General features: G+C 58.3%; 16 protein-coding genes, 3 tRNA genes and 1 pseudogene. 11 read left to right on the top strand and 9 right to left on the bottom strand.

From position 1 onward, the window contains the following. From BLS08_RS14395 to BLS08_RS14410, 4 genes are all read left to right on the top strand, one after another. Nucleotides 1-1,020: an ABC transporter permease gene (locus tag BLS08_RS14395; protein ID WP_090336865.1), complete on the top strand. Its 1,020-nt coding sequence runs from the start codon at nucleotides 1-3 to the stop codon at nucleotides 1,018-1,020. Nucleotide 1,021: 1 nt separating this feature from the next. Beyond that, nucleotides 1,022-2,635 (top strand): ABC transporter ATP-binding protein, encoded by a 1,614-nt coding sequence (locus BLS08_RS14400; protein WP_090336867.1) that lies wholly within the window; start codon nucleotides 1,022-1,024, stop codon nucleotides 2,633-2,635. A gap of 28 nt (nucleotides 2,636-2,663) precedes the next feature. Beyond that, a complete protein-coding gene (gene fabI, locus BLS08_RS14405) occupies nucleotides 2,664-3,458 on the top strand; it encodes an enoyl-ACP reductase FabI (protein ID WP_017676726.1) in 795 nt (264 codons plus the stop codon). 221 nt (nucleotides 3,459-3,679) lie between these two features. Further along, complete coding sequence (locus BLS08_RS14410) at nucleotides 3,680-5,227, top strand: phospholipase D family protein (protein WP_017676725.1); 1,548 nt, start codon at nucleotides 3,680-3,682, stop codon at nucleotides 5,225-5,227. A 54-nt stretch (nucleotides 5,228-5,281) separates the two neighbouring features. Here the strand turns inward: BLS08_RS14410 and BLS08_RS14415 are convergent, their stop codons facing one another. The 6 genes from BLS08_RS14415 to tig all read right to left on the bottom strand — a co-directional run bounded on the left by BLS08_RS14415 (nucleotide 5,282) and on the right by tig (nucleotide 13,712). Continuing rightward, entirely contained in the window at nucleotides 5,282-7,129 is a 1,848-nt protein-coding gene (locus BLS08_RS14415; protein WP_017676724.1) for a SurA N-terminal domain-containing protein, read from the bottom strand. Between the two features lie 194 nt (nucleotides 7,130-7,323). Next, nucleotides 7,324-7,596 (bottom strand): nucleoid-associated protein HU-beta, encoded by a 273-nt coding sequence (hupB, locus tag BLS08_RS14420; RefSeq protein ID WP_003239952.1) that lies wholly within the window; start codon nucleotides 7,594-7,596, stop codon nucleotides 7,324-7,326. A 135-nt stretch (nucleotides 7,597-7,731) separates the two neighbouring features. Beyond that, entirely contained in the window at nucleotides 7,732-10,128 is a 2,397-nt protein-coding gene (lon, locus tag BLS08_RS14425; protein ID WP_017676723.1) for an endopeptidase La, read from the bottom strand. A gap of 149 nt (nucleotides 10,129-10,277) precedes the next feature. Continuing rightward, nucleotides 10,278-11,558 (bottom strand): ATP-dependent Clp protease ATP-binding subunit ClpX, encoded by a 1,281-nt coding sequence (gene clpX / locus BLS08_RS14430; protein ID WP_017676722.1) that lies wholly within the window; start codon nucleotides 11,556-11,558, stop codon nucleotides 10,278-10,280. A gap of 107 nt (nucleotides 11,559-11,665) precedes the next feature. Beyond that, complete coding sequence (clpP, locus tag BLS08_RS14435) at nucleotides 11,666-12,307, bottom strand: ATP-dependent Clp endopeptidase proteolytic subunit ClpP (RefSeq protein WP_004424103.1); 642 nt, start codon at nucleotides 12,305-12,307, stop codon at nucleotides 11,666-11,668. 94 nt (nucleotides 12,308-12,401) lie between these two features. Beyond that, nucleotides 12,402-13,712, bottom strand: coding sequence for a trigger factor (tig, locus tag BLS08_RS14440; RefSeq protein ID WP_026088550.1), 1,311 nt, complete (start codon nucleotides 13,710-13,712; stop codon nucleotides 12,402-12,404). A 530-nt stretch (nucleotides 13,713-14,242) separates the two neighbouring features. Between tig and BLS08_RS14445 the strand changes: the two are divergent. The 6 genes and pseudogenes from BLS08_RS14445 (at nucleotide 14,243) to BLS08_RS26780 (ending at nucleotide 20,070) form a co-directional block, all read left to right on the top strand. Next, a pseudogene (locus tag BLS08_RS14445) lies at nucleotides 14,243-15,380 on the top strand (contractile injection system protein, VgrG/Pvc8 family). Nucleotides 15,381-15,540: 160 nt separating this feature from the next. Next, nucleotides 15,541-16,716, top strand: coding sequence for a hypothetical protein (locus BLS08_RS14450; RefSeq protein ID WP_055984928.1), 1,176 nt, complete (start codon nucleotides 15,541-15,543; stop codon nucleotides 16,714-16,716). A gap of 128 nt (nucleotides 16,717-16,844) precedes the next feature. After that, nucleotides 16,845-17,054 carry a hypothetical protein gene (locus BLS08_RS14455; RefSeq protein ID WP_055984925.1) on the top strand — a complete coding sequence of 70 codons (210 nt, stop codon included), beginning with the start codon at nucleotides 16,845-16,847 and terminating at the stop codon, nucleotides 17,052-17,054. A 61-nt stretch (nucleotides 17,055-17,115) separates the two neighbouring features. Beyond that, entirely contained in the window at nucleotides 17,116-18,168 is a 1,053-nt protein-coding gene (locus tag BLS08_RS26090; RefSeq protein ID WP_139204239.1) for a hypothetical protein, read from the top strand. A 426-nt stretch (nucleotides 18,169-18,594) separates the two neighbouring features. Further along, on the top strand, nucleotides 18,595-19,587 hold the full coding sequence (locus tag BLS08_RS26095) for a hypothetical protein (protein ID WP_139204240.1): 993 nt from the start codon (nucleotides 18,595-18,597) through the stop codon (nucleotides 19,585-19,587). 306 nt (nucleotides 19,588-19,893) lie between these two features. Beyond that, nucleotides 19,894-20,070 (top strand): phage regulatory CII family protein, encoded by a 177-nt coding sequence (locus BLS08_RS26780; protein WP_330219702.1) that lies wholly within the window; start codon nucleotides 19,894-19,896, stop codon nucleotides 20,068-20,070. 290 nt (nucleotides 20,071-20,360) lie between these two features. Here the strand turns inward: BLS08_RS26780 and BLS08_RS14470 are convergent. The 3 genes from BLS08_RS14470 to BLS08_RS14480 all read right to left on the bottom strand — a co-directional run bounded on the left by BLS08_RS14470 (nucleotide 20,361) and on the right by BLS08_RS14480 (nucleotide 20,693). Beyond that, nucleotides 20,361-20,445 (bottom strand) — tRNA-Leu (locus tag BLS08_RS14470). A 56-nt stretch (nucleotides 20,446-20,501) separates the two neighbouring features. Beyond that, nucleotides 20,502-20,577: transfer RNA gene (locus BLS08_RS14475), tRNA-His, on the bottom strand. Nucleotides 20,578-20,616: 39 nt separating this feature from the next. Beyond that, nucleotides 20,617-20,693 (bottom strand) — tRNA-Arg (locus BLS08_RS14480). Between the two features lie 269 nt (nucleotides 20,694-20,962). Here BLS08_RS14480 and folD point away from each other — a divergent pair. Beyond that, nucleotides 20,963-21,817 carry a bifunctional methylenetetrahydrofolate dehydrogenase/methenyltetrahydrofolate cyclohydrolase FolD gene (folD, locus tag BLS08_RS14485; RefSeq protein WP_017676717.1) on the top strand — a complete coding sequence of 285 codons (855 nt, stop codon included), beginning with the start codon at nucleotides 20,963-20,965 and terminating at the stop codon, nucleotides 21,815-21,817. Nucleotides 21,818-21,913: the final 96 nt, after the last annotated feature.

Here is a 21,913-nt window from a genome sequence, read left to right on the forward strand (position 1 = left end):
ATGAAACTATCCCCTCTCAATCAGCGCCGCTTCGACCGTTTCAAGGCGCACAAGCGCGGCTGGTGGTCGCTGTGGTTGTTCCTCATCCTGTTTGGCCTGAGCCTCGGTGCGGAGCTGATCGCCAACGACAAGCCACTGGCCGTGCGCTACGACGGGGAGTGGTATTTCCCGGTACTCAAGCGTTACCCGGAAACCGTGTTCGGCGGCGAATTCCCGCTGCAGGCCAATTACAAGAGCCCGTACATTCAGGACCTGATCACGGAAAAGGACGGCAAGATGATCTGGCCGCCGATCCCCTTCAGCTATTCGAGCATCAACTACGAGCTGGAAGTACCAGCCCCCGCACCACCCTCGGCACAGAACTGGCTGGGCACCGACGATCAGGGCCGCGACGTCCTGGCGCGGGTGATTTACGGCTTCAGGATCTCGGTACTGTTTGCCCTGATCCTGACCCTGGCCAGCTCGGTGATCGGCGTGATCGCCGGTGCGCTGCAGGGCTTCTATGGCGGCTGGGTCGACCTGCTTGGCCAACGCTTTCTGGAAATCTGGTCGGGCCTGCCGGTGCTCTATCTGCTGATCATCCTCGCCAGCTTTGTGCAGCCGAACTTCTGGTGGCTGCTGGGCATCATGCTGCTGTTCTCCTGGATGAGCCTGGTCGACGTGGTGCGCGCCGAATTCCTGCGTGGCCGCAACCTCGAGTACGTGCGCGCGGCGCGGGCGCTGGGCATGGAGAACGGCGCCATCATGTTCCGCCATATTCTGCCCAACGCCATGGTTTCGACCATGACCTTCATGCCCTTCATCCTCACCGGGGCGATCGGCACTCTGACCGCCCTGGACTTCCTCGGCTTCGGCCTGCCACCCGGCTCACCATCGCTCGGCGAGCTGGTGGCCCAGGGCAAGAGCAACCTGCAGGCGCCCTGGCTAGGCATCAGCGCCTTCGCCGTGCTGGCGATCATGCTGAGCCTGCTGGTGTTCATCGGCGAAGCCGCCCGCGATGCCTTCGACCCGAGGAAATGACATGAGCCAGAACGAAACCCTGTTGCAAGTGCGCGACCTGGCCGTCGAGTTCGTCACGGGCGAGCAGTGCCAGCGCGTGGTCGAAGGCGTCAGCTTCGACATCCGCAAGGGCGAGACCCTGGCCCTGGTTGGCGAGAGCGGCTCGGGCAAGTCGGTCACGGCGCACTCGATCCTGCGCCTCTTGCCCTACCCGCTCGCACGCCACCCGCACGGCAGCATCGAGTACGCCGGCGAAAACCTGCTCAAGCTCAGCGAAGGTCGCCTGCGCGGCATTCGCGGCAACCGCATCGCCATGGTCTTTCAGGAGCCCATGACCTCGCTCAACCCGCTGCACAGCATCGAGAAGCAGATCAACGAAGTGCTCGCTCTGCACAAGGGCCTGCGCGGCAAGGCCGCCAGCGCGCGCACCCTCGAGCTGCTGGAACTGGTCGGTATTCCCGAGCCGAAGAAACGCCTCAAGGCCTACCCGCACGAACTCTCCGGCGGCCAGCGGCAGCGCGTGATGATCGCCATGGCCCTGGCCAATGAACCACAGCTGCTGATCGCCGACGAGCCGACCACCGCTCTGGACGTCACCGTACAGCTGAAAATCCTCGAATTGCTCAAGGATCTGCAGGCACGCCTGGGCATGTCGCTGCTGCTGATCAGCCACGACCTCAACCTGGTTCGCAGAATTGCCCACCGCGTATGTGTCATGCAGCGCGGTCGCATCGTCGAACAGGCGTCGTGTGAAGAATTGTTCCAGGCTCCGCAGCATCCCTACACCCAGGAACTGCTCGGCGCCGAGCCCAGCGGCGACCCTGCGGCCAATCCTGCGGGCCAGCCGTTGCTGGAAGTGGACGACCTGCGCGTGTGGTTCCCGATCAAAAAGGGCCTGCTGCGCCGGACGGTGGATCATGTCAAAGCGGTGGACGGCATCAACTTCAGCCTGCCCCAGGGCCAGACCCTGGGCATCGTCGGCGAAAGTGGTTCCGGCAAGTCCACACTGGGCATGGCCATTCTGCGGCTGCTCGCCAGTCGCGGTGATATTCGCTTTCAGGGCCAGCAGTTGCAGGGCCTCAGCCAGCAGGAAGTACGTCCGCTGCGGCGGCAGATGCAGGTGGTGTTTCAGGACCCCTTTGGGAGCCTGAGCCCACGCATGTCGGTGAGCCAGATCGTCGGTGAAGGTCTGCGCATTCACGGCATGGGCAACGAGGCGGAGCAGGAACAAGCCATCATCGACGCGCTTTTGGAGGTAGGGCTGGACCCGCAGACGCGGCATCGCTACCCCCACGAGTTTTCTGGCGGGCAACGGCAGCGGATTGCCATTGCCCGGGCACTGGTGTTGAAACCGGCGCTGATCCTGCTGGACGAGCCCACTTCGGCGCTCGACCGTACGGTGCAGCGTCAGGTGGTGGAGTTGTTGCGCGGCTTGCAGGCCAAGTACAACCTGACCTATCTGTTTATCAGCCATGACCTGGCGGTAGTCAGAGCGCTGAGCCACCAGTTGATGGTGGTCAAGCAGGGCCAGGTGGTCGAACAGGGGTCTGCCGAGTCGATCTTCAGTGCACCGCAACACCCTTATACGCAGCAGTTGCTGGAAGCCGCTTTTCTGGCCCCGGCAACGGCTCACTGATCCTTGAAACAGGAAGAGGAATAGCACAATGGGTTTTCTAACCGGTAAGCGCGTACTCATCGTTGGCGTTGCCAGCAAACTGTCCATCGCCTCGGGTATCGCCGCCGCCATGCACCGCGAAGGTGCCGAGCTGGCCTTCACCTACCAGAACGAGAAGCTCAAGGGCCGTGTGGAAGACTTCGCTGCCGGCTGGGGCTCCAGCGCCGACCTGTGCTTCCCTTGCGATGTGGCCAGCGACGAGGAAATCGCCGCGGTGTTCGAAGCACTGAGCAAGAAGTGGGATGGCCTGGACTGCATCGTCCACTCGGTCGGCTTCGCTCCGGGCGACCAGCTCAATGGCGACTTCACCGACGTCACCACCCGTGAAGGCTTCAAGATCGCCCACGACATCAGCGCCTACAGCTTCGTCGCCCTGGCCAAGGCCGGTCGCGAGATGATGAAAGGCCGCAGCGGCAGCCTGCTCACCCTCTCCTACCTGGGCGCCGAGCGCACCATGCCCAACTACAACGTCATGGGCATGGCCAAGGCCAGCCTGGAAGCCGGCGTACGCTACCTGGCCGGCAGCCTCGGCCCGGAAGGCACTCGCGTCAATGCCATCTCTGCCGGCCCGATCCGCACCCTGGCTGCCAGCGGCATCGCCAGCTTCCGCAAGATGCTGGCCGCCAACGAGAAGCAGACCCCGCTGCGCCGTAACGTCACCATCGAGGAAGTCGGCAATGCCGGCGCCTTCCTCTGCTCCGACCTGGCCTCGGGCATCAGCGGCGAGATCATGTACGTCGACGGCGGCTTCAACACCACCGCCATGGGCGCCATGGAAGACTGAGAAGGTCGCCGGACATCGTAGAGCGATGCCCGGCTCTGCCGTACCTCATGCACGGCCCAGCCGTGCCTGAACCCACAACGCCGCATATTGCTCAGCAAGTGCGGCGTTGTCGTTTCTGGCTTTTGTCAGCATTCAGCTACCCGAACCGAAACGCCATCGCTACTCGGCACGCTTCAACCTTGGCGTTGTCCTAGCTGGAAGCCTGGAACCGAGATGGGTCAATGATCCCGACAGACAAATGGCGTGCCTGCCTGATCTGCGTACTATGCAGCCTTGTGGTCGGCTGCGCCTTGCCACCGCTGGATGGCCGTACCGAGAGCCAGGCCTTCACCCAGGCCGAAACGGCCAATACCACGCTGGGGCAAGCACTGGGCAGCGAACGCGACGCCCACCCCGGCCTGTCCGGCATTCTTACGCTGGCGGCTGCCCGCGATGCCTTTGCCGCGCGCATGCTCCTGGTCGAAGCGGCCGAGCGCAGTCTAGATGTTCAGTACTACATCTGGCGCAACGACATTACCGGCACCCTGCTACTCGATGCGCTGCTCAGAGCCGCCGAACGAGGCGTTCGCGTTCGCCTGCTGCTGGACGACAATGGCATCGCCGACCTCGATCAGACCCTGAGCACGCTCGATCGCCACCCCAACATCGAAGTGCGCCTGTTCAATCCCTTCTCCCTGCGCCAGGCCAAGGCGCTGGGTTATCTGACCCACTTTCCACGCGCCAACCGGCGCATGCACAACAAGTCCTTCACCGTGGACAACCAGGCCACCATCATCGGTGGACGCAATATCGGCGACGAATACTTCGACGCCAGTGAGGGGGTGCTCTTCGCCGACCTCGATGTACTGGCAATCGGCCCGGTCGTGGCCGATACCTCCGCCGACTTCGACCGCTACTGGGCCAGCGACTCCAGCTACCCACTGGAGCTGATCGTGCCTCGCAGCCGGAGCGCTCCACAACCCCTGCACGATATCGCGGCAGACCTTTCCAGCTCGCCTGCAGCCAGCGGTTACGTAAAGACCCTGCAGGAAAGCGAGTTCATTCAGCGCCTGCTGGACAAGAAGCTTGGCTTTGAATGGAGCGAGACCACACTGGTCAGCGATGATCCCGCCAAGGGTCTTGGCAATGCCAGTGACGGCGAGCTGCTGATCAGCCACCTGGGCGAAATGCTCGATATTCCACAGGCACGCGTCGACCTTGTATCGCCCTACTTCGCCCCCACGCAAACCGGCGTCGATATCTTTACCGGCCTGGTACAACGCGGTGTTGAAGTGCGCATCCTGACCAATGCGTTGGAGGCAACGGACGTGACGCCAGTACACGCCGGCTACGCCAAGCGCCGGCGTGCCCTGCTCGAAGGCGGCGTCAAACTCTATGAAATGCGTCTGGGTGCGGACGACGAAGGCCTCCGGGAGAAAGCCGGCCCATTCGGCAGCTCCGGCTCGAGCCTGCACGCCAAGACCTTCGCCCTCGATGGCCAGCGAGTGTTCATCGGCTCATTCAACTTCGATCCACGCTCTGCCAGCCTCAATACGGAAATGGGTTTTCTTATCGAAAGCCCGAAACTGGCGGCAGCCATCGGCCAGGCATTCGAAAGCGATATCCCGGCCAATGCCTACGAGCTGCGACTGGACGAACACGACCGAATCTACTGGCTGCAGCGCGTGGATGGCGAGCAACGGCGATTCGATAGCGAGCCCGGTACAGGCCTGCTCAAACGCCTGGGCATTCATCTGCTCTCGTGGCTGCCCATCGAATGGTTGTTGTAACCCAGAAACAACAAAGCCCCGCACTTGGCGGGGCTTTCTCGTGACGGACAGCGATCAGAAACGCTCGATATCAGCCTTGGCTTCCAGCTGCTTGCGCAGCGCGGCGAAGTCCTGCTGGCCGGCACGCGACGCCAGGAAGTTGCGGTACATGGCGAGCTCTTCGTCAGCCAGCGCTTCTTCCGGCACATTCACACCATCGAGGCGCAGCACGACGTAATCGCCATTGTTCAGCGTCACGCCGGCGAAGGTGGGCTCGCTCGCCTTCGCTGGCTTGGGCATACGGAACAGCGCCTGCAGCACTTTGGGCTCGATGCCGTCCTGGCTACGAGTGGCCGCCTCCTGAACCTGCCAATCAGCAGCAGACTGCTCACCGGCCTGGGCAGCAGCCAGTTGCTTCTCACCTTCGGCCTTGGCCGCGGCACTGGCACGCTCCTGCTGCAGATGGGCACGAATGCTTTCAGCAACCTGCTCCAGGGGCAACTGCTCGGGCTTTTTGTGTTCCTTGACGCGCACGACGACCACGGTGCTCGGGTCCAGCTCGATGGTCGAGCTGTTGGTGCCATCTTCCAGAACTTCAGGACTGAATGCAGCCTGCAGCACCTGGCGGTTGGCAGTGATGCCAGTTGCACCACCCTCACGACCGAAGGCTTCGCTGGTTTTGACCTCAAGACCCAGCTCCTGGGCAGGCTGAGCCAGATCCGATGCTTCGAACGCGGCGTCTTCCAGCTGCTTGGTCGCCTCGACGAAGCGCTGCTCGACCTGTTGCGCTTTGAAGTCACGCGCCAGCTTGTCCTTCAGACTGTCGAAGCTTGGCACTTCTGGAGCCTGAACACCCAGCAGCTTGATCAGGTGCCAGCCGAACTCGCTCTGCACGGGGTCGGAAACCTGGCCCTGCTGCAGCGCATAGAGCGCCTCCTCGAAGGCCGGATCGTAAACGCCAGGGCCAGCGTAACCCAGATCACCGCCATCGGCAGCCGAACCTGGGTCCTGCGAGAACTCCTTGGCCAGGGCAGCGAAATCTTCGCCAGCATCCACACGCGCCTTGATCTCTTCGATCTTGGTACGCGCAGCCTGGTCATCGCCCTCGATAAGTATGTGCGCAGCCTGACGCTGCTCAGCCAGGTTGGCGATCTCGCTCTCGTACAGCGGCTGCAGATCTTCATCGCTGACTTCGACCTGATCGAAGAAGCTGTCCTTGTGCAGCTCGACGTACTCCAGCACGACCTGCTCAGGGCTCATGAACTCGCCAGCGTGCTCGTCGTAATAGGCGTTGACGTCGCTGTCGCTCAACTCGATCGCAGCGCTATCGGCCTTGATGGTGAGACTGGCGAAGTCACGGGTCTGGCGCTCGAGATTGGCGAAGGCACGCGCCTCCTGCTCGGTGACGAAGCTGCTGGCGCCGAGACCGGCACGCAGCTGCCCAATCAGCATTTCCTCTTCCAGCATCTGGCGGAACTGCAGGCGGGTGTAGCCCATCTGGCGAATGACCTGATCGAAGCGCGCGGCATCGAAGCGGCCATCTACCTGAAATTCGGGAGTTTGCAGAATCACCTGGTCCAGCGATCCCTGCGAGAAGGCGAAATGAGCATCACCGGCTGCCTGAAGCAGCAGCTTGCGCTCGATCAAGCCCTTGAGCGACGCCTCACGCAGCAGGTTGTCATCGAGCAGCGAGGCATCAAAATCGCGACCCAGTTGCTGCAGCAGCTGACGACGCTGCATTTCAACGGCCTGGTTGAGCTCGTTGAGGGTAATGGTGTCACCGTTCACGTCAGCCGCATTGTTGCGATTGCTGGTCCCCGTGACGATGGCTTCGAAACCGGTAAACGCCATCAGCATCACAATGAGGCCGATGATGATTTTGGCAATCCAACCGCGTGAATTGTCCCTGATGTTTTGCAGCATGCTTCCCCCAGAACGACTGTACAGAGTCACCAGCCGCGCAGTGTGGGTAATGTCCAGATAGAAGAAAGGCGCATCCTTGGATGCGCCTTCTCGTAACGCGTTAAGCGGTCAGAGCAGAAGAGTCTAGGACTACCTGCGCTGCCCCCTAACAGCCGCCAGACGGAGCCTGACGGCGAGGCAAACCCAGAAGACGCTTAGTTGACGGCGTCTTTCAGAGCCTTGCCAGCTTTGAAGCCTGGGATCTTGGCAGCAGCGATGCTGATCGGCTTGCCGGTCTGCGGGTTGCGACCAGTGCGAGCAGCACGCTCTTTGACAGCGAAGGTACCGAAGCCTACCAGCACAACGGAGTCACCAGCCTTCAGAGCGCCAGTGACGGATTCAATCACTGCATCCAGCGCGCGGCCAGCAACAGCTTTCGGGATATCAGCAGATGCAGCGATGGCATCGATCAGTTCCGACTTGTTCACTCTAAGTCCCCTTATTTCTGTTGAGTTTGTTTCTTGATTTTTAGTGTAAGCAAAGCGGGTGCTGGATGGCCTGCCGACACAATAAAAGCCGCTTTATAACAAGGGCTCAAAAATTGTGTCAAGGAAGCCCCCCGGCTAATGCGTGCTGATTCGCTCCTTGGAATCAGACTCGCGCTTGTCATCCGTTGCAACCATCTCCGGAGCCGCATCGGGCAAGGGCTCCGGGGCGTATTGCAGCGCAATTTGCAGGACCTCGTCAATCCATTTAACCGGTTTAATCTGCAGGTCTTGCTTAATATTTTCCGGAATTTCCTTCAGATCACGCACATTTTCTTCGGGAATGATCACGGTCTTGATCCCACCCCGATGAGCCGCCAGAAGTTTTTCCTTGAGACCACCGATAGCCAGCACCTGACCACGCAGGGTGATTTCCCCGGTCATGGCCACGTCCGCCCGCACCGGAATCTGCGTCAGGGCCGATACCAGTGCCGTGCACAAACCAATGCCCGCGCTCGGGCCATCCTTGGGCGTGGCACCTTCGGGCATATGGATGTGAACGTCGCGCTTCTCGTTGAAATCAGCCGGGATCCCCAGGCTTTTCGCGCGACTGCGAACCACCGTCATGGCCGCCGTCATCGACTCTGCCATGACATCACCCAGCGAACCGGTCTTGATCAGATTGCCCTTGCCAGGCACCACGGCCGTCTCGATGGTGAGCAGCTCACCGCCGACCTGAGTCCAGGCCAAACCGGTCACCTGACCGATCTGATCCTGCTGTTCGGCAAGGCCATAGCGATGCTTGCGCACACCCAGGAAGTGCTCCAGGGAATCGGCGCTGACGGTGACCTGAAAGCGTTTCTCGCGGACATGCTCCTTGACCACCTTGCGGCAGACCTTGGCGATTTGTCGCTCCAGACTGCGCACACCAGCTTCACGCGTGTAGTAACGAATGATGTCGCGAATCGCCGACTCATCCAGTTCCAGCTCGCCCTTCTTCAGGCCATTGGCCTGTATCTGCTTGGGCGCCAGGTACTTGATGGCGATGTTGACCTTCTCGTCCTCGGTGTAACCCGGCAGACGGATGACCTCCATCCGATCCAGCAGCGGGCCGGGGATGTTCATCGAGTTGGCGGTGCAAAGGAACATCACATCCGACAGGTCATAATCGACCTCCAGATAGTGATCGTTGAAATTATGGTTCTGCTCAGGGTCGAGGACTTCGAGCAATGCCGAGGCAGGATCGCCGCGCATGTCCTGGCCCATCTTGTCGATCTCGTCGAGCAGGAACAACGGGTTGCGCACGCCGACCTTGGTCATCTTCTGAATCAGACGACCCGGCATCGAGCCGATGTAGGTACGGCGGTGCCCCCGAATCTCGGCCTCGTCACGCACGCCGCCCAAGGCCATGCGCACGAACTTGCGGTTGGTCGCGGTGGCGATGGACTCGGCCAGCGAGGTCTTGCCCACACCGGGCGGGCCCACCAGGCACAGCACCGGCCCCTTGAGCTTCTTCACCCGCTTCTGCACGGCGAGATATTCAAGAATGCGTTCCTTGACCTCCTCCAGACCGTAGTGATCGGCATCGAGAATGCTCTCGGCACGCGCCAGATCCAGTCGTACCTTGCTTTCGGCCTTCCACGGCACATTGACCAGCCAATCGATGTAGGAGCGCACCACAGTAGCTTCAGCGGACATCGGCGACATCTGCTTGAGCTTGTTCAGCTCGGCATTGGCTTTGGTCAAGGCTTCCTTGGTCAGCCCCGCGTTATCGATGCGCTTGCGCAGTTCGTCGAGCTCGCTATGACCTTCATCGATATCGCCAAGCTCTTTCTGAATGGCCTTCATCTGCTCATTCAGGTAGTACTCGCGCTGACTGCGCTCCATCTGTTTCTTCACGCGACCGCGAATACGCTTCTCGACCTGTAGCAGGTCGATCTCGGCATCCAGCAGGGCCAGTACATGCTCGACGCGAGCGGACAGCGCGGTGATTTCGAGGATTTCCTGCTTCTGCTCGATCTTCAGCGCCATGTGCGCGGCCATGGTGTCGACCAGGCGGCTGGGCTCATCGATGCTGTTGAGCGAAGACAGGACTTCGGCCGGGACCTTTTTGCCCAGCTGCACGTACTGCTCGAACTGACTGAGCAGACTGCGGGTGAAGACTTCCGATTCGCGCTCGGCAGTTTCGCCCTCCTCGATCAGTTGCACCTCGGCACGGCAATGATCATCGAGATCGATGAAACGCTCGATCGAGCCGCGCTGCTCACCCTCGACCAGCACCTTGACGGTGCCGTCGGGCAGTTTGAGCAACTGCAGGACGGTGGCAACGGTGCCAACGCGATAAAGATCCTGATCATCCGGATCATCGACGGCCGGGTTCTTCTGGGCTACCAGCAGGATCTGCTTGTCACCCGTCATCGCCGCCTCGAGGGCCTCGATGGATTTCTCACGCCCGACGAAAAGCGGGATGACCATGTGCGGATAGACCACTACATCGCGCAATGGCAGGAGAGGCAATTCGATGGTTGTCTTCATGATTTCGGCTCAGCGGCGGCCATAAGGCCGTAAACAGGCGGGATTACCCTTGGCTTTTAAGATGGGGGTAGCTCCCGTAAAAAACAAGCGCAATGTCCACAAAAGCGAAGGGGCCCGAGGGGCCCCTTCTTTGCATCGTGTAACAGCCGTCAGGCGTCTGGCGCGGCCTTCGCCGGCGGTTCGCTGTTCTCGTAGATCAGCAGCGGCTTGGACGAACCCTCGATGACGCTCTCGTCGATCACCACCTTGCTCACGTCCTGCTGGGACGGGATCTCGTACATGGTGTCGAGCAGAATGCCCTCGAGAATCGAACGCAGGCCACGCGCACCGGTCTTGCGCTCCAGTGCCTTCTGCGCCACGGATTTCAGCGCATCGGAACGGAACTCCAGATCCACACCTTCCATCTCGAACAGCTTGGCGTACTGCTTGGTCAGCGCGTTCTTCGGCTCGGTGAGAATCTGCACCAAAGCAGCCTCGTCCAGCTCCTCCAGTGTCGCGATCACCGGCAGACGACCGACGAACTCGGGAATCAGGCCGAATTTGACCAGATCGTCCGGCTCGACCTCGCGCAGAGACTCGCCGATCTTCTTGCCTTCCTGCTTGCTACGCACTTCTGCACCGAAACCGATACCACCTCGGGTGGAGCGAGCCTGAATGACTTTCTCCAGGCCGGCGAACGCACCGCCACAGATGAACAGGATGTTACGCGTATCAACCTGCAGGAACTCCTGCTGCGGATGCTTGCGCCCGCCCTGCGGCGGAACCGAGGCCACGGTGCCCTCGATCAGCTTGAGCAGCGCCTGCTGCACGCCCTCGCCCGACACGTCACGAGTGATCGACGGGTTATCGGACTTGCGCGAGATCTTGTCGATTTCGTCGATGTAGACGATACCCATCTGGGCCTTCTCGACATCGTAATCGCACTTCTGCAGCAGCTTCTGAATGATGTTCTCGACGTCCTCACCGACATAACCGGCTTCGGTCAAGGTGGTGGCGTCAGCGATGGTGAACGGCACATTGAGCAGGCGTGCCAGCGTTTCGGCCAGCAGCGTCTTGCCCGAACCAGTCGGACCGATCAGCAGAATGTTGCTCTTGCCCAGCTCGACATCGTCTTTCTTGTCGCGCTGATTGAGACGCTTGTAGTGGTTGTATACCGCTACCGACAGCACTTTCTTGGCGCGCTCCTGACCGATCACGTACTGATCGAGGATGCCGCTGATTTCCTTGGGTGCCGGGAGTTTGTGCGCGCTGCTCTCGGCCTGTGCTTCCTGCACCTCCTCGCGGATGATGTCATTGCACAGGTCGACGCATTCGTCGCAGATGAAGACGGAAGGACCGGCGATCAACTTGCGCACTTCATGCTGGCTTTTGCCGCAGAAGGAGCAATAAAGCAGTTTGCCGTTGTCCTCACCGTTACGGGTATCAGTCATTCGATCAATCCAATACGGTAGGCTTGAAACACAAGATGAAGGCAAATGCGGGCATTTTCAAGGGCGCAAGTCGCGCCAGTGAAGGATGCCCACAGCCGGCGCCTCATCTAGACCGGCATTTGACGCTTTTCATGGACGGCATCGACGAGACCGTATTCCACGGCGCGCGAAGCGCTCATGAAGTTGTCGCGGTTGGTATCACGCTCGATGGTTTCCAGGCTCTGACCGGTGTGCTGAGCCAGCAGCTCGTTCAAGCGCTCACGGATAAAGAGGATTTCCTTGGCGTGGATCTCGATGTCCGAGGCCTGCCCCTGGAAGCCGCCCAGCGGCTGGTGAATCATCACGCGCGAGTTCGGCAGGCAGAAACGCTTGCCCTTGGCGCCGCCAGCCAGCAGGAAAGCACCCATGCTGCAGGCCTGACCAATGCAGGTGGTGGACACATCCGCCTTGATGAACTGCATGGTGTCGTAGATCGCCATGCCGGCAGTCACCGAGCCACCCGGCGAGTTGATGTACAGATGGATGTCCTTGTCCGGATTCTCTGCTTCCAGAAACAGCAACTGGGCGCAGATCAGGTTGGCCATGTAGTCCTCGACCGGGCCAACCAGAAAGATCACGCGCTCCTTGAGCAGACGCGAATAGATGTCATAGGCACGCTCGCCACGAGCGGATTGCTCGATGACCATCGGCACCAGGCCGCCAGCGGCCTGGATTTCAGGCATGTTTTGCATAAAAGGATTGCGGGACATGTCTTGCGCTCACTCCCTAATAGTCATGTCTCAAATACACATAAGCCAGCACGGAGGCTGGCTTAAGGTGGTGTACTCGAACGAGGTTACCAGATCAGTCGGCTTTAGGAGCTTCCGCCGGCTTGACTGCGTCTTCGTAGGAAACCGCTTTATCGGTCACGTTGGCCTTCTGCAGAACAGTATCTACAACTTGCTCTTCCAGTACAACCGAACGCACTTCGTTCATTTGCTGGTCGTTCTTGTAGTACCAGGCAACGACCTGCTCAGGCTCCTGGTAAGCCGAGGCCATCTCTTCGATCAGCTCGCGCACGCGGGCTTCGTCAGGCTTGAGTTCGAACTGCTTGACCACTTCAGCGACGATCAGACCCAGCACCACACGGCGCTTGGCTTGCTCTTCGAACAGCTCGGCCGGCAGTTGGTCAGGCTTGATGTTGCCACCGAATTGCTGAACGGCCTGCACGCGCAGACGATTCACTTCGTTACCGATCAGCGCCTTCGGCACCTCGACCGGGTTGGCAGCCAGCAGACCGTCCATTACCTGGTTCTTAATCTTGGACTTGATGGCCTGACGCAGTTCACGCTCCATGTTCTTCCGAACTTCGACACGGAAACCTTCCAGACCGCCGTCCTTGATACCGAACAGGGCGAAGAACTCGTCGTTCAGCTCAGGCAGTTGCGGAGCGGAAACGCTGTTTACGGTAACGGTGAACTCGGCGGTTTTGCCGGCCAGATCGAGGTTCTGATAGTCCTCGGGGAAGGTCGGGTTGATCACGCGCTCTTCACCAGCCTTGACACCGACCAGGGCGTCTTCGAAGCCCGGGATCATGCGGCCGGAGCCCAGCACCAGCTGGGTGCCCTTGGCGCTACCGCCAGCGAATGCTTCGCCGTCGATCTTGCCGACGAAATCGATGTTCAGCTGATCGCCGTTCTCGGCAGCGCGCTCAACAGCTTCGAAACGAGTGTTCTGCTTGCGCAGGATGTCGAGCATGTTGTCGACGTCACTGTCAGCCACATCGGCTTCGAGGCGCTCGATGGCGATGGACTCGAAACCGGAAACCTGAAACTCGGGGAATACTTCGAAGGTAGCGACATATTCCAGATCCTTGCCCTTCTCGAAGGACTTCGGCTCTACAGCCGGAGCGCCGGCCGGGTTCAGCTTCTGCTCGACCACGGCCTCATAGAAGGTAGCCTGGATCAGGTCGCCCAGCGCTTCCTGACGAGCGGCATCTTCATAGCGCTGACGAATCACGCTCATCGGCACCTTGCCAGGACGGAAGCCAGGAACCTTGGCACGACGGGCAGTCTGTTGCAGACGCTTGTTGACTTCGGTCTCGATGCGCTCGACGGGTACGCCGACAGTCATGCGGCGCTCAAGAGCAGAAGTGCTTTCAACAGAAACTTGCATGGATATTCCTCGTTGCACAGACATAAGCCGGCTCGAACCGGCCCCGAATCAAGGCCAAGCATTCTAGAGGGTCAATGTGCAGAAGTCACCCTAGAAGCAGGCGGCAGTCGGGAGGGGCTATATAAAGATGGTGCGGACGGAGAGACTCGAACTCACCACACCCCGACTGCCAGGCCTGGAGGCCTTGATTTGTGTGAATGGGCGCAAGTGCGTGAGCGTGAATCTGTTCCCAGCTTGTTCCCAGTGAGAACGAGCACGGGTGCTCAGCACCGCAGGCGGCGGCATTCTACACGGATTTATTTTGAGGCAAAGCAAAAAGGTAATTTTGGCAATCGGCATGCTCTATATGCCTGAAAGCCAGCTTTATCAAAGGGTTAGCGTGGATTCAGAAACGTCATAAATTGGTAAGCCCCAGGCAAGGAAATCACCTAACCAGGCGACTAAAGCGACTCAAATTAAAACCCTTAAAAATCAATAACATAAAATAAATCACCGTCCTTCTCAAGCGCACTAATAACAGTCGCACCGATATGCCCGGCAGCCAGGAGCCGCGCCTTATCAGCATCGAGCTGACTGACAATCGCGAGCTGGAGGCCGACCAGCGCGACTTCACCATCAGTGACCACGACGGCCTGCTCGCCATCCCACCGCGCGGCGCCACCCTAAACTTGTGGTAACACCGGGCTGATCGACAAAGGCACCTACACCGTCGACGAAACCGAGCACAGCGGCGCGCCGGACATCCTCTGCATTCGCGCCCGCCGCGCTGACTTGCGCGGCGGCCTCAAGGTGCGCCGGGAACGTTCCTGGGACGCCACACCACTGGCCTTCATCATCAGCGCCATCGCCGCCTATGGCCTCACCCCGCTGGTCAGCGCCGTGCTCGCCGGCATCGAGCTGCTGCAGGTCGATCAGGCCAATGAGTCAGACGCCAACCTGCTCAGCCGCCTCGGCCGCGAGCATGACGCCATCGCCACCATCAAAGCCGGCCGGCTGCTGTTCCTGCCCACCGGCAAGGCCACCACCGCCAGCGGCCTCGCCCTGCCCCACGTCACCCTCACCAGGGCAGACGGCGACCAACACCGCTTTCTGCAGGCCGACCGCGACGCCTACACCGGCGTCAAGGCCTACTACTACGACGTAAACAGCGCGGACAAAAAAGAGGCCATCGCCGGCGCCGGCGACAACCTCAAGGAACTGCGCCACAGCTACACCGAACAGGCCAGCGCCCTGCAGGCCGCCCGCGCCGAGTGGAAGCGCCTACAGCGTGGCACCGCCACGCTCAGCTACACCCTGGCCAAGGGCCGCCCCGAGCTGATCCCCGACCAGACCTACAGCCTCACCGGCATCAAGGCCGAGATTGCCGCCATCGTCTGGCTCGGCGGCAACATCCGCCACAGCTTCACCCCCGACGCCTTCACCACGTCCCTGGATCTGGAATCGCAATTGCCGGACGGCGACGATATCGCCGGCCTGGCCGACCAGGGCGCCGGCTATACCGGCATCGTCGCCTGGTACCGCGACGCCACGACCGGCAAGCAACACAAGATCACCGAGGGCGACCAGAGCAACCCGCGCCGCCTCACCCACCTCTACGAGAGCAAGCCCAGCGCGCAGCGGGCGGTCAAGCGGGAGTGGATGCGCACTCAGCACGCTGAGTCGCTGTAACAGCTACATCACCAGACTAGCGTCGAAATCGAAGCTATCTGACAACCAGTTGTAAGATTTGCCAGCAACATAGCCCTCGACTATACCAATTAAATAGCCTGTCATTCTAAAACCACTAGCCAGCATAACAATAAAGCGAGTTATTTCAGGGAAGACCTAAATGATCACGTTAGCAATGGCCCGCTGGACAATCTCCCTCATTCATAGCAGTCCAATACCTGGTTTTTTTCTCGAACAAGGTAATCGCCATAATTTCCACATGGATATGGTTGCCATGTACAATCGTGACCTAATTGCAGACGTTGGGTATGAAGGTGCCGCACATACGGAATATAGCAATAACGACGAGACGTATATTTCTTGGGTAACTCAAGCTTTTATAACTGTTCCATGCCTTCGACTCGAATTAGAAGACCCCAACGGCGAATTCATGCTTTATATCAGGGAGGTAGATCGCAACCACACTCGTACATTAGCACTATCCAATCCGCAAGTATTACTTTCATTACTTGACATTCTGAATGTGCCTTCCGTTGCCTCAAAAATTGTTGACTACTTGAGTGTGAAGGACGCTGCCTCACTTGGCTCTACCACCAAGCAGGTAAGAGCTTCGATTGGGTATGACCCTTTCAAGGGCCACAATCGCCATGAAATGCTCGGCTCAACCAGCCACTTGTTCAACAACAGTCGCAAGGATTTAATTGAAGCATTGGCACTGCATGCGTTCAACAATATCTACGACGTTATACAGCCGCATGTAAAAAAAGGAGGTCTATCCAGAAGGCTGGACCTACAAGTAAAAAATATATCAACAAGAACCACATTCGGGAAGTATGCAAGACCACTTATAGCAACCAACTGTTTAGCGCTAACCACAACAGCCAGTGGCGAAACAGAGGGCGCCGTGAATTTCATTTTCAATGACCGGCAAGCCCTCCTCGACAACAGCGAGCTCCATCTTAGAGCGGGGGATTACGACCGAATATCTAACATGCACGCTGAATTACGTCTAATGGAGCGCCAACACGACAGAGGCATTTTTCGACCTATATACGTGGATAAGCTTTGCTGCCCATTTTGCGCTGTACAATTCATTGCTATGGGGCTCATTAGCTTTACCCCTGGGGCCGTGAACAACACGCTGGCCTGGTATACATTTACGCCTTACATCATTTATTTTAAATCACGCCGTGCACGCATGTGGGGCCAAGATATAGAAAGTAAGTTTTCGCAACTTACACCAAGCGAAAAGTCATACTTTTTATATAAGCTCGCATTGGCGTGCTCCCTAACAAAGCATAATGTGCCCATCCCTATGTATCGAATCAATTTCTAGACGCGCCCGAGCCACAACGTTCTAACTCGCATCACGGCGGCAACAGCGCTGCCGTCTGGCTCGGCGGCAACATCCGCCACAGCTTCACCCCCGACGCCTTCACCACGTCCCTGGATCTGGAATCGCAATTGCCGGACGGCGACGATATCGCCGGCCTGGCCGATGAGAATGCCGGCTATACCGGCGTGCTGGCCTGGTACCGCGACGCCAAGACCGGCCAGCAACACAAGCTCACCGAGGGCGACCAGACCCCCCCCCCGAAGCGCCTCACCCACCTGTACGCCAGCAAGGCCAGAGCGCAGCGGGCGGTTAGACGAGAGTTTGCTTCGCAGCCTTGAAAGGGCATGGCTTTATGCCATGCTCCATGGTGTATACCCCAAATCCCAGGGAAGATTCATCATGAAACTCGCTCTCCAGAGTCTGACGATCGTCGCCTGTGTGGCACTGCAAGCGTGTTCAATCCTCTCTCCATACACCCCCGTAGCGGAGGTTTACTGCTCCGAGACAACAGGGGACAGCAAGCCTGACCCTAAATCAGGTAAAGAAATGGCTTGCCACTTCAGCCGTGAGTACGAGTCAAACGCAATCACCGCTTCGTATTACTCAAGCACGTCAACCATTGCCTTAGCGGGAGTTCTAGGGTTAGGCGCTTACAAAGCGGCTGTTGCAAGTAGCGGCCACCAATACCTTGCACTCGCAGCAGGTGGAGGTGCTCTCTATGGCACTGGTTTGGCTTTATACAAACCCACCAGAGAGCAAATCTGGATGGGGGGCTCGGCTGCAATGTCTTGTCTCATTGAATTCTATAGCGTATTCGATACTAAAGAAGCAGTAGAACTTTATGGAAAGAACCATACAGCTTTAGAGCCATATGAGGGCAGATACAACGCAGCAATCAAGATTGCACATAAGTACGACCTGCAGATGAAGACCAACATTCGCATTACGGCTAACGCTGTAAATAGACTACAAAGTAATTTACAGCCCACCACAGCCGAATCTTACAAAGCAGTATCAGATGCAGTGCAAGAAAGCATGCCGTCTAAAGACAAAAATCTTAGACTCGATGACAATGTAGATCCAAACGTGCTAGCGGTTATTAATTGGATTGATTCAGTAGAAGAGCGACATGCGGAAATTCAAAGAGATTCATTAAAGCCTCAATGCAGCATATTTAGCTCAGACTTTGTGATTGCAGGCTTTCCAAGCAACGGCAAGCTCACCATAAAGATTGGAGAAACAAAGAATTACCAGATACTTGATGGCTCTGGCTTCTTTACTATCAAGTCATCACCAGAGTCCACGGCAATTGAATCAAAGTTTGAGTCAAACAACGGTATTCGCTCAATTGTGCTCAAAGGGAAGACGAAAACCACAGCACCTGTATTCCTTACCTTCATTGACTCAGATACAGGAGTTTCGAGAACCCTAGAGGTGACAGTGACCGATTAGGTTCTGTCTCTTGAGAAAGCCCCGCATCGGCGGGGCTTCTTCTTTCACTTGGGCGAATCTCGCGTCACCATGGCTTCAATCGCACGGCGCATAAACGCCTGTTCGCCCTGATCAAGCTGGCGATAGAACCTCAGCAATAGCCGTTCCTCTGGCGTGACCCACTCTTGTAAGGGCTGCACACCCTGATCCTCAGGTTGACCGGCGCAGCCTCTCGAACATCACTACGCATCTGCATACTCCGTCATTGGCAGTTGTCCGCAGACCATACTGCCGCTTCAGGATATGCACGCTCCTAAGCACCGGCTGCAGGGCACCGGCTTCAACCATCCAGGGGCTCAACTCCCCCAAAGCATGAGTAACAGATGAACAAGACCACTCCGCGATGTTAAATTGCCTGCTTTGCACTCCTGGACAGCGAGACACCGAATGGATGCGCTTTACCTAATAGCAGTTATCTACCTGTATTTCCCTATCATGTGGGGGCTGCTTGCCAACCACGCCAGTCGTCATGGTCACCCGGATATCTCAACAGCTCGGTACGCCATAAAACTCGCCAAAACACTTGAGCGCGACGAAAGAACCATTTATTTTCTTTCAGTCATATTTGCACTCTTCCTGCCTTTAGCCTTTTATTCTATTTTAACAAAGAGCAGTGATGGTCTTGTCACATCCTCGGCAGTTACACTACTTCTAATAGCCACCGTATTGTCCGCCATATCAGTATTCACCTCCCCAACAATTAGAGCGATATACAAGAAATACACCGCACAACTGAATGCCAGTGCAGTAATTTTAGTGGCAGTAAACTATTCAGTAGCGACTAGCTACGCAGAAGGTGTGATTGGACACCTGACAGGCGTTAGAGCCAGCGAACTACCAACAGCCATGTCTTGGCTGAGCATCATTATGGTTCCGCTCGCATGGATAACCATGTTAGCAACTGTATTCCTGGTATTGTATGCAGCAGCCCTATTTGGCGCAGGTGTTAAATCAGGGGTGAAGAAGCCACTGAGCAGCCCATTGGGTCAGGTACATGTTAAGTCTCGTGCACCCGAAGAACACACCAAGCTTTATGCGCTCTCGTTTTGCTGCGCAATTCTGGCGCTGAACCCTATAATTCTTATAAGCGCGCTACTTAAAACGGACTGGGCAGAAACAAAGATCCGCGAGCAACTTGTGAGCGCCAGCTTTCATATTAAACCGAAAGCCTGTGACCTTGATGAAGTCGAGGGTGCAAAAATTGCTCTCTTAGAGGTAGGCAAAGCAATAATCGCAATTCCCGACCAAAGATACGGCTATAAGTTCGGGCTAGTACAGTGCACAAGAGAGTGGATGACGCCTGACGAGTTTAGGAAAGCGTACAACACAGAAGTCGCCGAGAAATCGCAGAGGCAATCTTCGTCAGCCGACATCAACTAGATTCACAACGGATCGCCCACCAGCACGGCCTTGCCGATATCGCCCTCGCATTCCCCCTCACCGGGGCGCCTTCCCAGGGGGCCGCGAATGCGCCGCCACCTGCCCGGGGCTGGACCTCAAGCAGTTCGACAACAAGCTGTACGAGAACCCCGGCAACCGCCCGCTGACGGACGAACAAGTGCGCCAGCTGGAGAAGGTCGCCGGCACCAGCTATCTGCCCGACTACCTCACCAGCCTCTACAACGGCGTTTACGTCCCCTGCCCGAGCTGACAGACACGGACAACATTGACCTGCTGGCCCGCGCCATGGGCACGGCGGTAAAGCGCGGCAAGGTCGACGCGATGATCCTCAAGGCCCTGGAAGACGGGCAAATCGACGAAGCCGAGCTGGCCAGCATCATCACCGCCCACCGCCAGCACATCGCCGCGCGCCACGCCGAAGTGGGCGCCATCCTCGCCCTGCACAGGAAGCCCCAGCCATGACCACCAACAGCGGCGGTTACAAGTGCCTCTGCCCAGCCTGCGTCAGCCGTATGGAAGCACACGACAATCGCAATGCTCGAACGTCATTACGGCAAGTACATCAGCAAGGACGGCCCGGACATGATCCCGCTCCTGGAGCACGCGCTAAAGCTGTGAATCCAGGCCCTAGAAACGACAAAAGGCAGCCCTCGCAGGCTGCCTTTTTCGTTCCACCATTCCCAAAGTGTTCCCAAAACGCTCCCATCTGAGAAGCGATCCGGCTAGAACCCCCGGAAATACTGGCTTGTACATGGTGCGGACGGAGAGACTCGAACTCTCACACCTTGCGGCGCCAGAACCTAAATCTGGTGTGTCTACCAATTCCACCACGTCCGCGTGGCTTTGCAGCTTAAAACAAAAACGCCAGGCTTTTGGCCTGGCGCTTTGGAATATGGGGTGGACGATGGGAATCGAACCCACGACACCAGGAGCCACAATCCTGTGCTCTACCAACTGAGCTACGCCCACCATATTGCATTTGCTTACTCAACTTGCCTGACCGCCAAATGGCGCACCCGGCAGGACTCGAACCTGCGACCATCCGCTTAGAAGGCGGATGCTCTATCCAGCTGAGCTACGGGCGCTTATCCATCCGCTAGTGCAGACTTACAAGCTTTCGACTTGAGCCTTGCCACGAGGACTTGACTCTTGCCGTCTCACCCAGCGAGTGGCTGTTCCTGAGAAGCGGGGCGAATGTTATAGACGGCTCCCAACCTCGTCAACAGAAATTTTCAAAAAAATTCAGCGATTTAAAGGAGTTACGCGAAAACGATGGCAGGCGCCTTTGCCCAGGTGAGCGCCCATGCGAGAATGCGCGTCCTTTTTTCATCCTTATTAATGGTTAACCAGCGCAATGACCGCACAACTGATCGACGGCAAGGCGATCGCCGCCAGCCTCCGCCAGCAGATTGCCCAACGTGTCGCCGAACGCCGCCAGCAAGGCCTTCGTGCGCCAGGCCTGGCCGTGATCCTGGTCGGCACCGATCCCGCCTCCCAGGTCTATGTGTCACATAAACGCAAGGATTGCGAAGAAGTCGGCTTTGTTTCCCGCGCCTATGATCTGCCGGCAGAGACCAGCCAGGCCGATCTGCTCGCCCTGATCGACGAGCTCAATGAAGACCCGGCCATCGACGGCATCCTGGTACAGCTGCCGCTGCCGGAGAATCTCGACTCGTCCCTGCTGCTCGAACGCATTCGCCCGGATAAAGATGTGGACGGCTTCCATCCCTACAACATCGGCCGCCTGGCCCAGCGCATGCCGCTGCTGCGCCCCTGTACCCCCAAGGGCATCATGACGCTGCTGGAAAGCACGGGCGCCGATCTCTACGGCATGCATGCAGTGGTAGTTGGCGCGTCCAATATCGTCGGCCGACCAATGGCCATGGAGTTGCTGCTGGCCGGTTGCACCGTGACCGTCACCCACCGCTTCACCAAGGATCTGGCTGCTCACGTCGGCCAGGCCGATATTGTCGTGGTCGCTGCCGGCAAGCCTGGGCTGGTCAAGGGGGAGTGGATCAAGCCAGGCGCCATCGTCATCGACGTCGGCATCAACCGCCAGGAAGACGGCAAGCTGGTCGGCGACGTGACCTTTGATGCCGCCCTGCCCCGCGCCAGCTGGATCACCCCGGTTCCAGGCGGCGTTGGCCCAATGACTCGCGCAGGTCTCTTGGAGAACACCCTGCACGCGGCCGAGCATCTGCATAAATAAGCGGTACGGCTGAATGAAAAACGGCACCCTAGGGTGCCGTTTTTTATCGCGGCTGAAGCCGCTCCCACAGGGAAGGAAGCCCCCTCGCCGAAGGGC

The sequence above is a fragment of the Ectopseudomonas chengduensis genome (assembly GCF_900102635.1).
In the GTDB taxonomy this organism is placed as follows: domain Bacteria; phylum Pseudomonadota; class Gammaproteobacteria; order Pseudomonadales; family Pseudomonadaceae; genus Aquipseudomonas; species Aquipseudomonas chengduensis.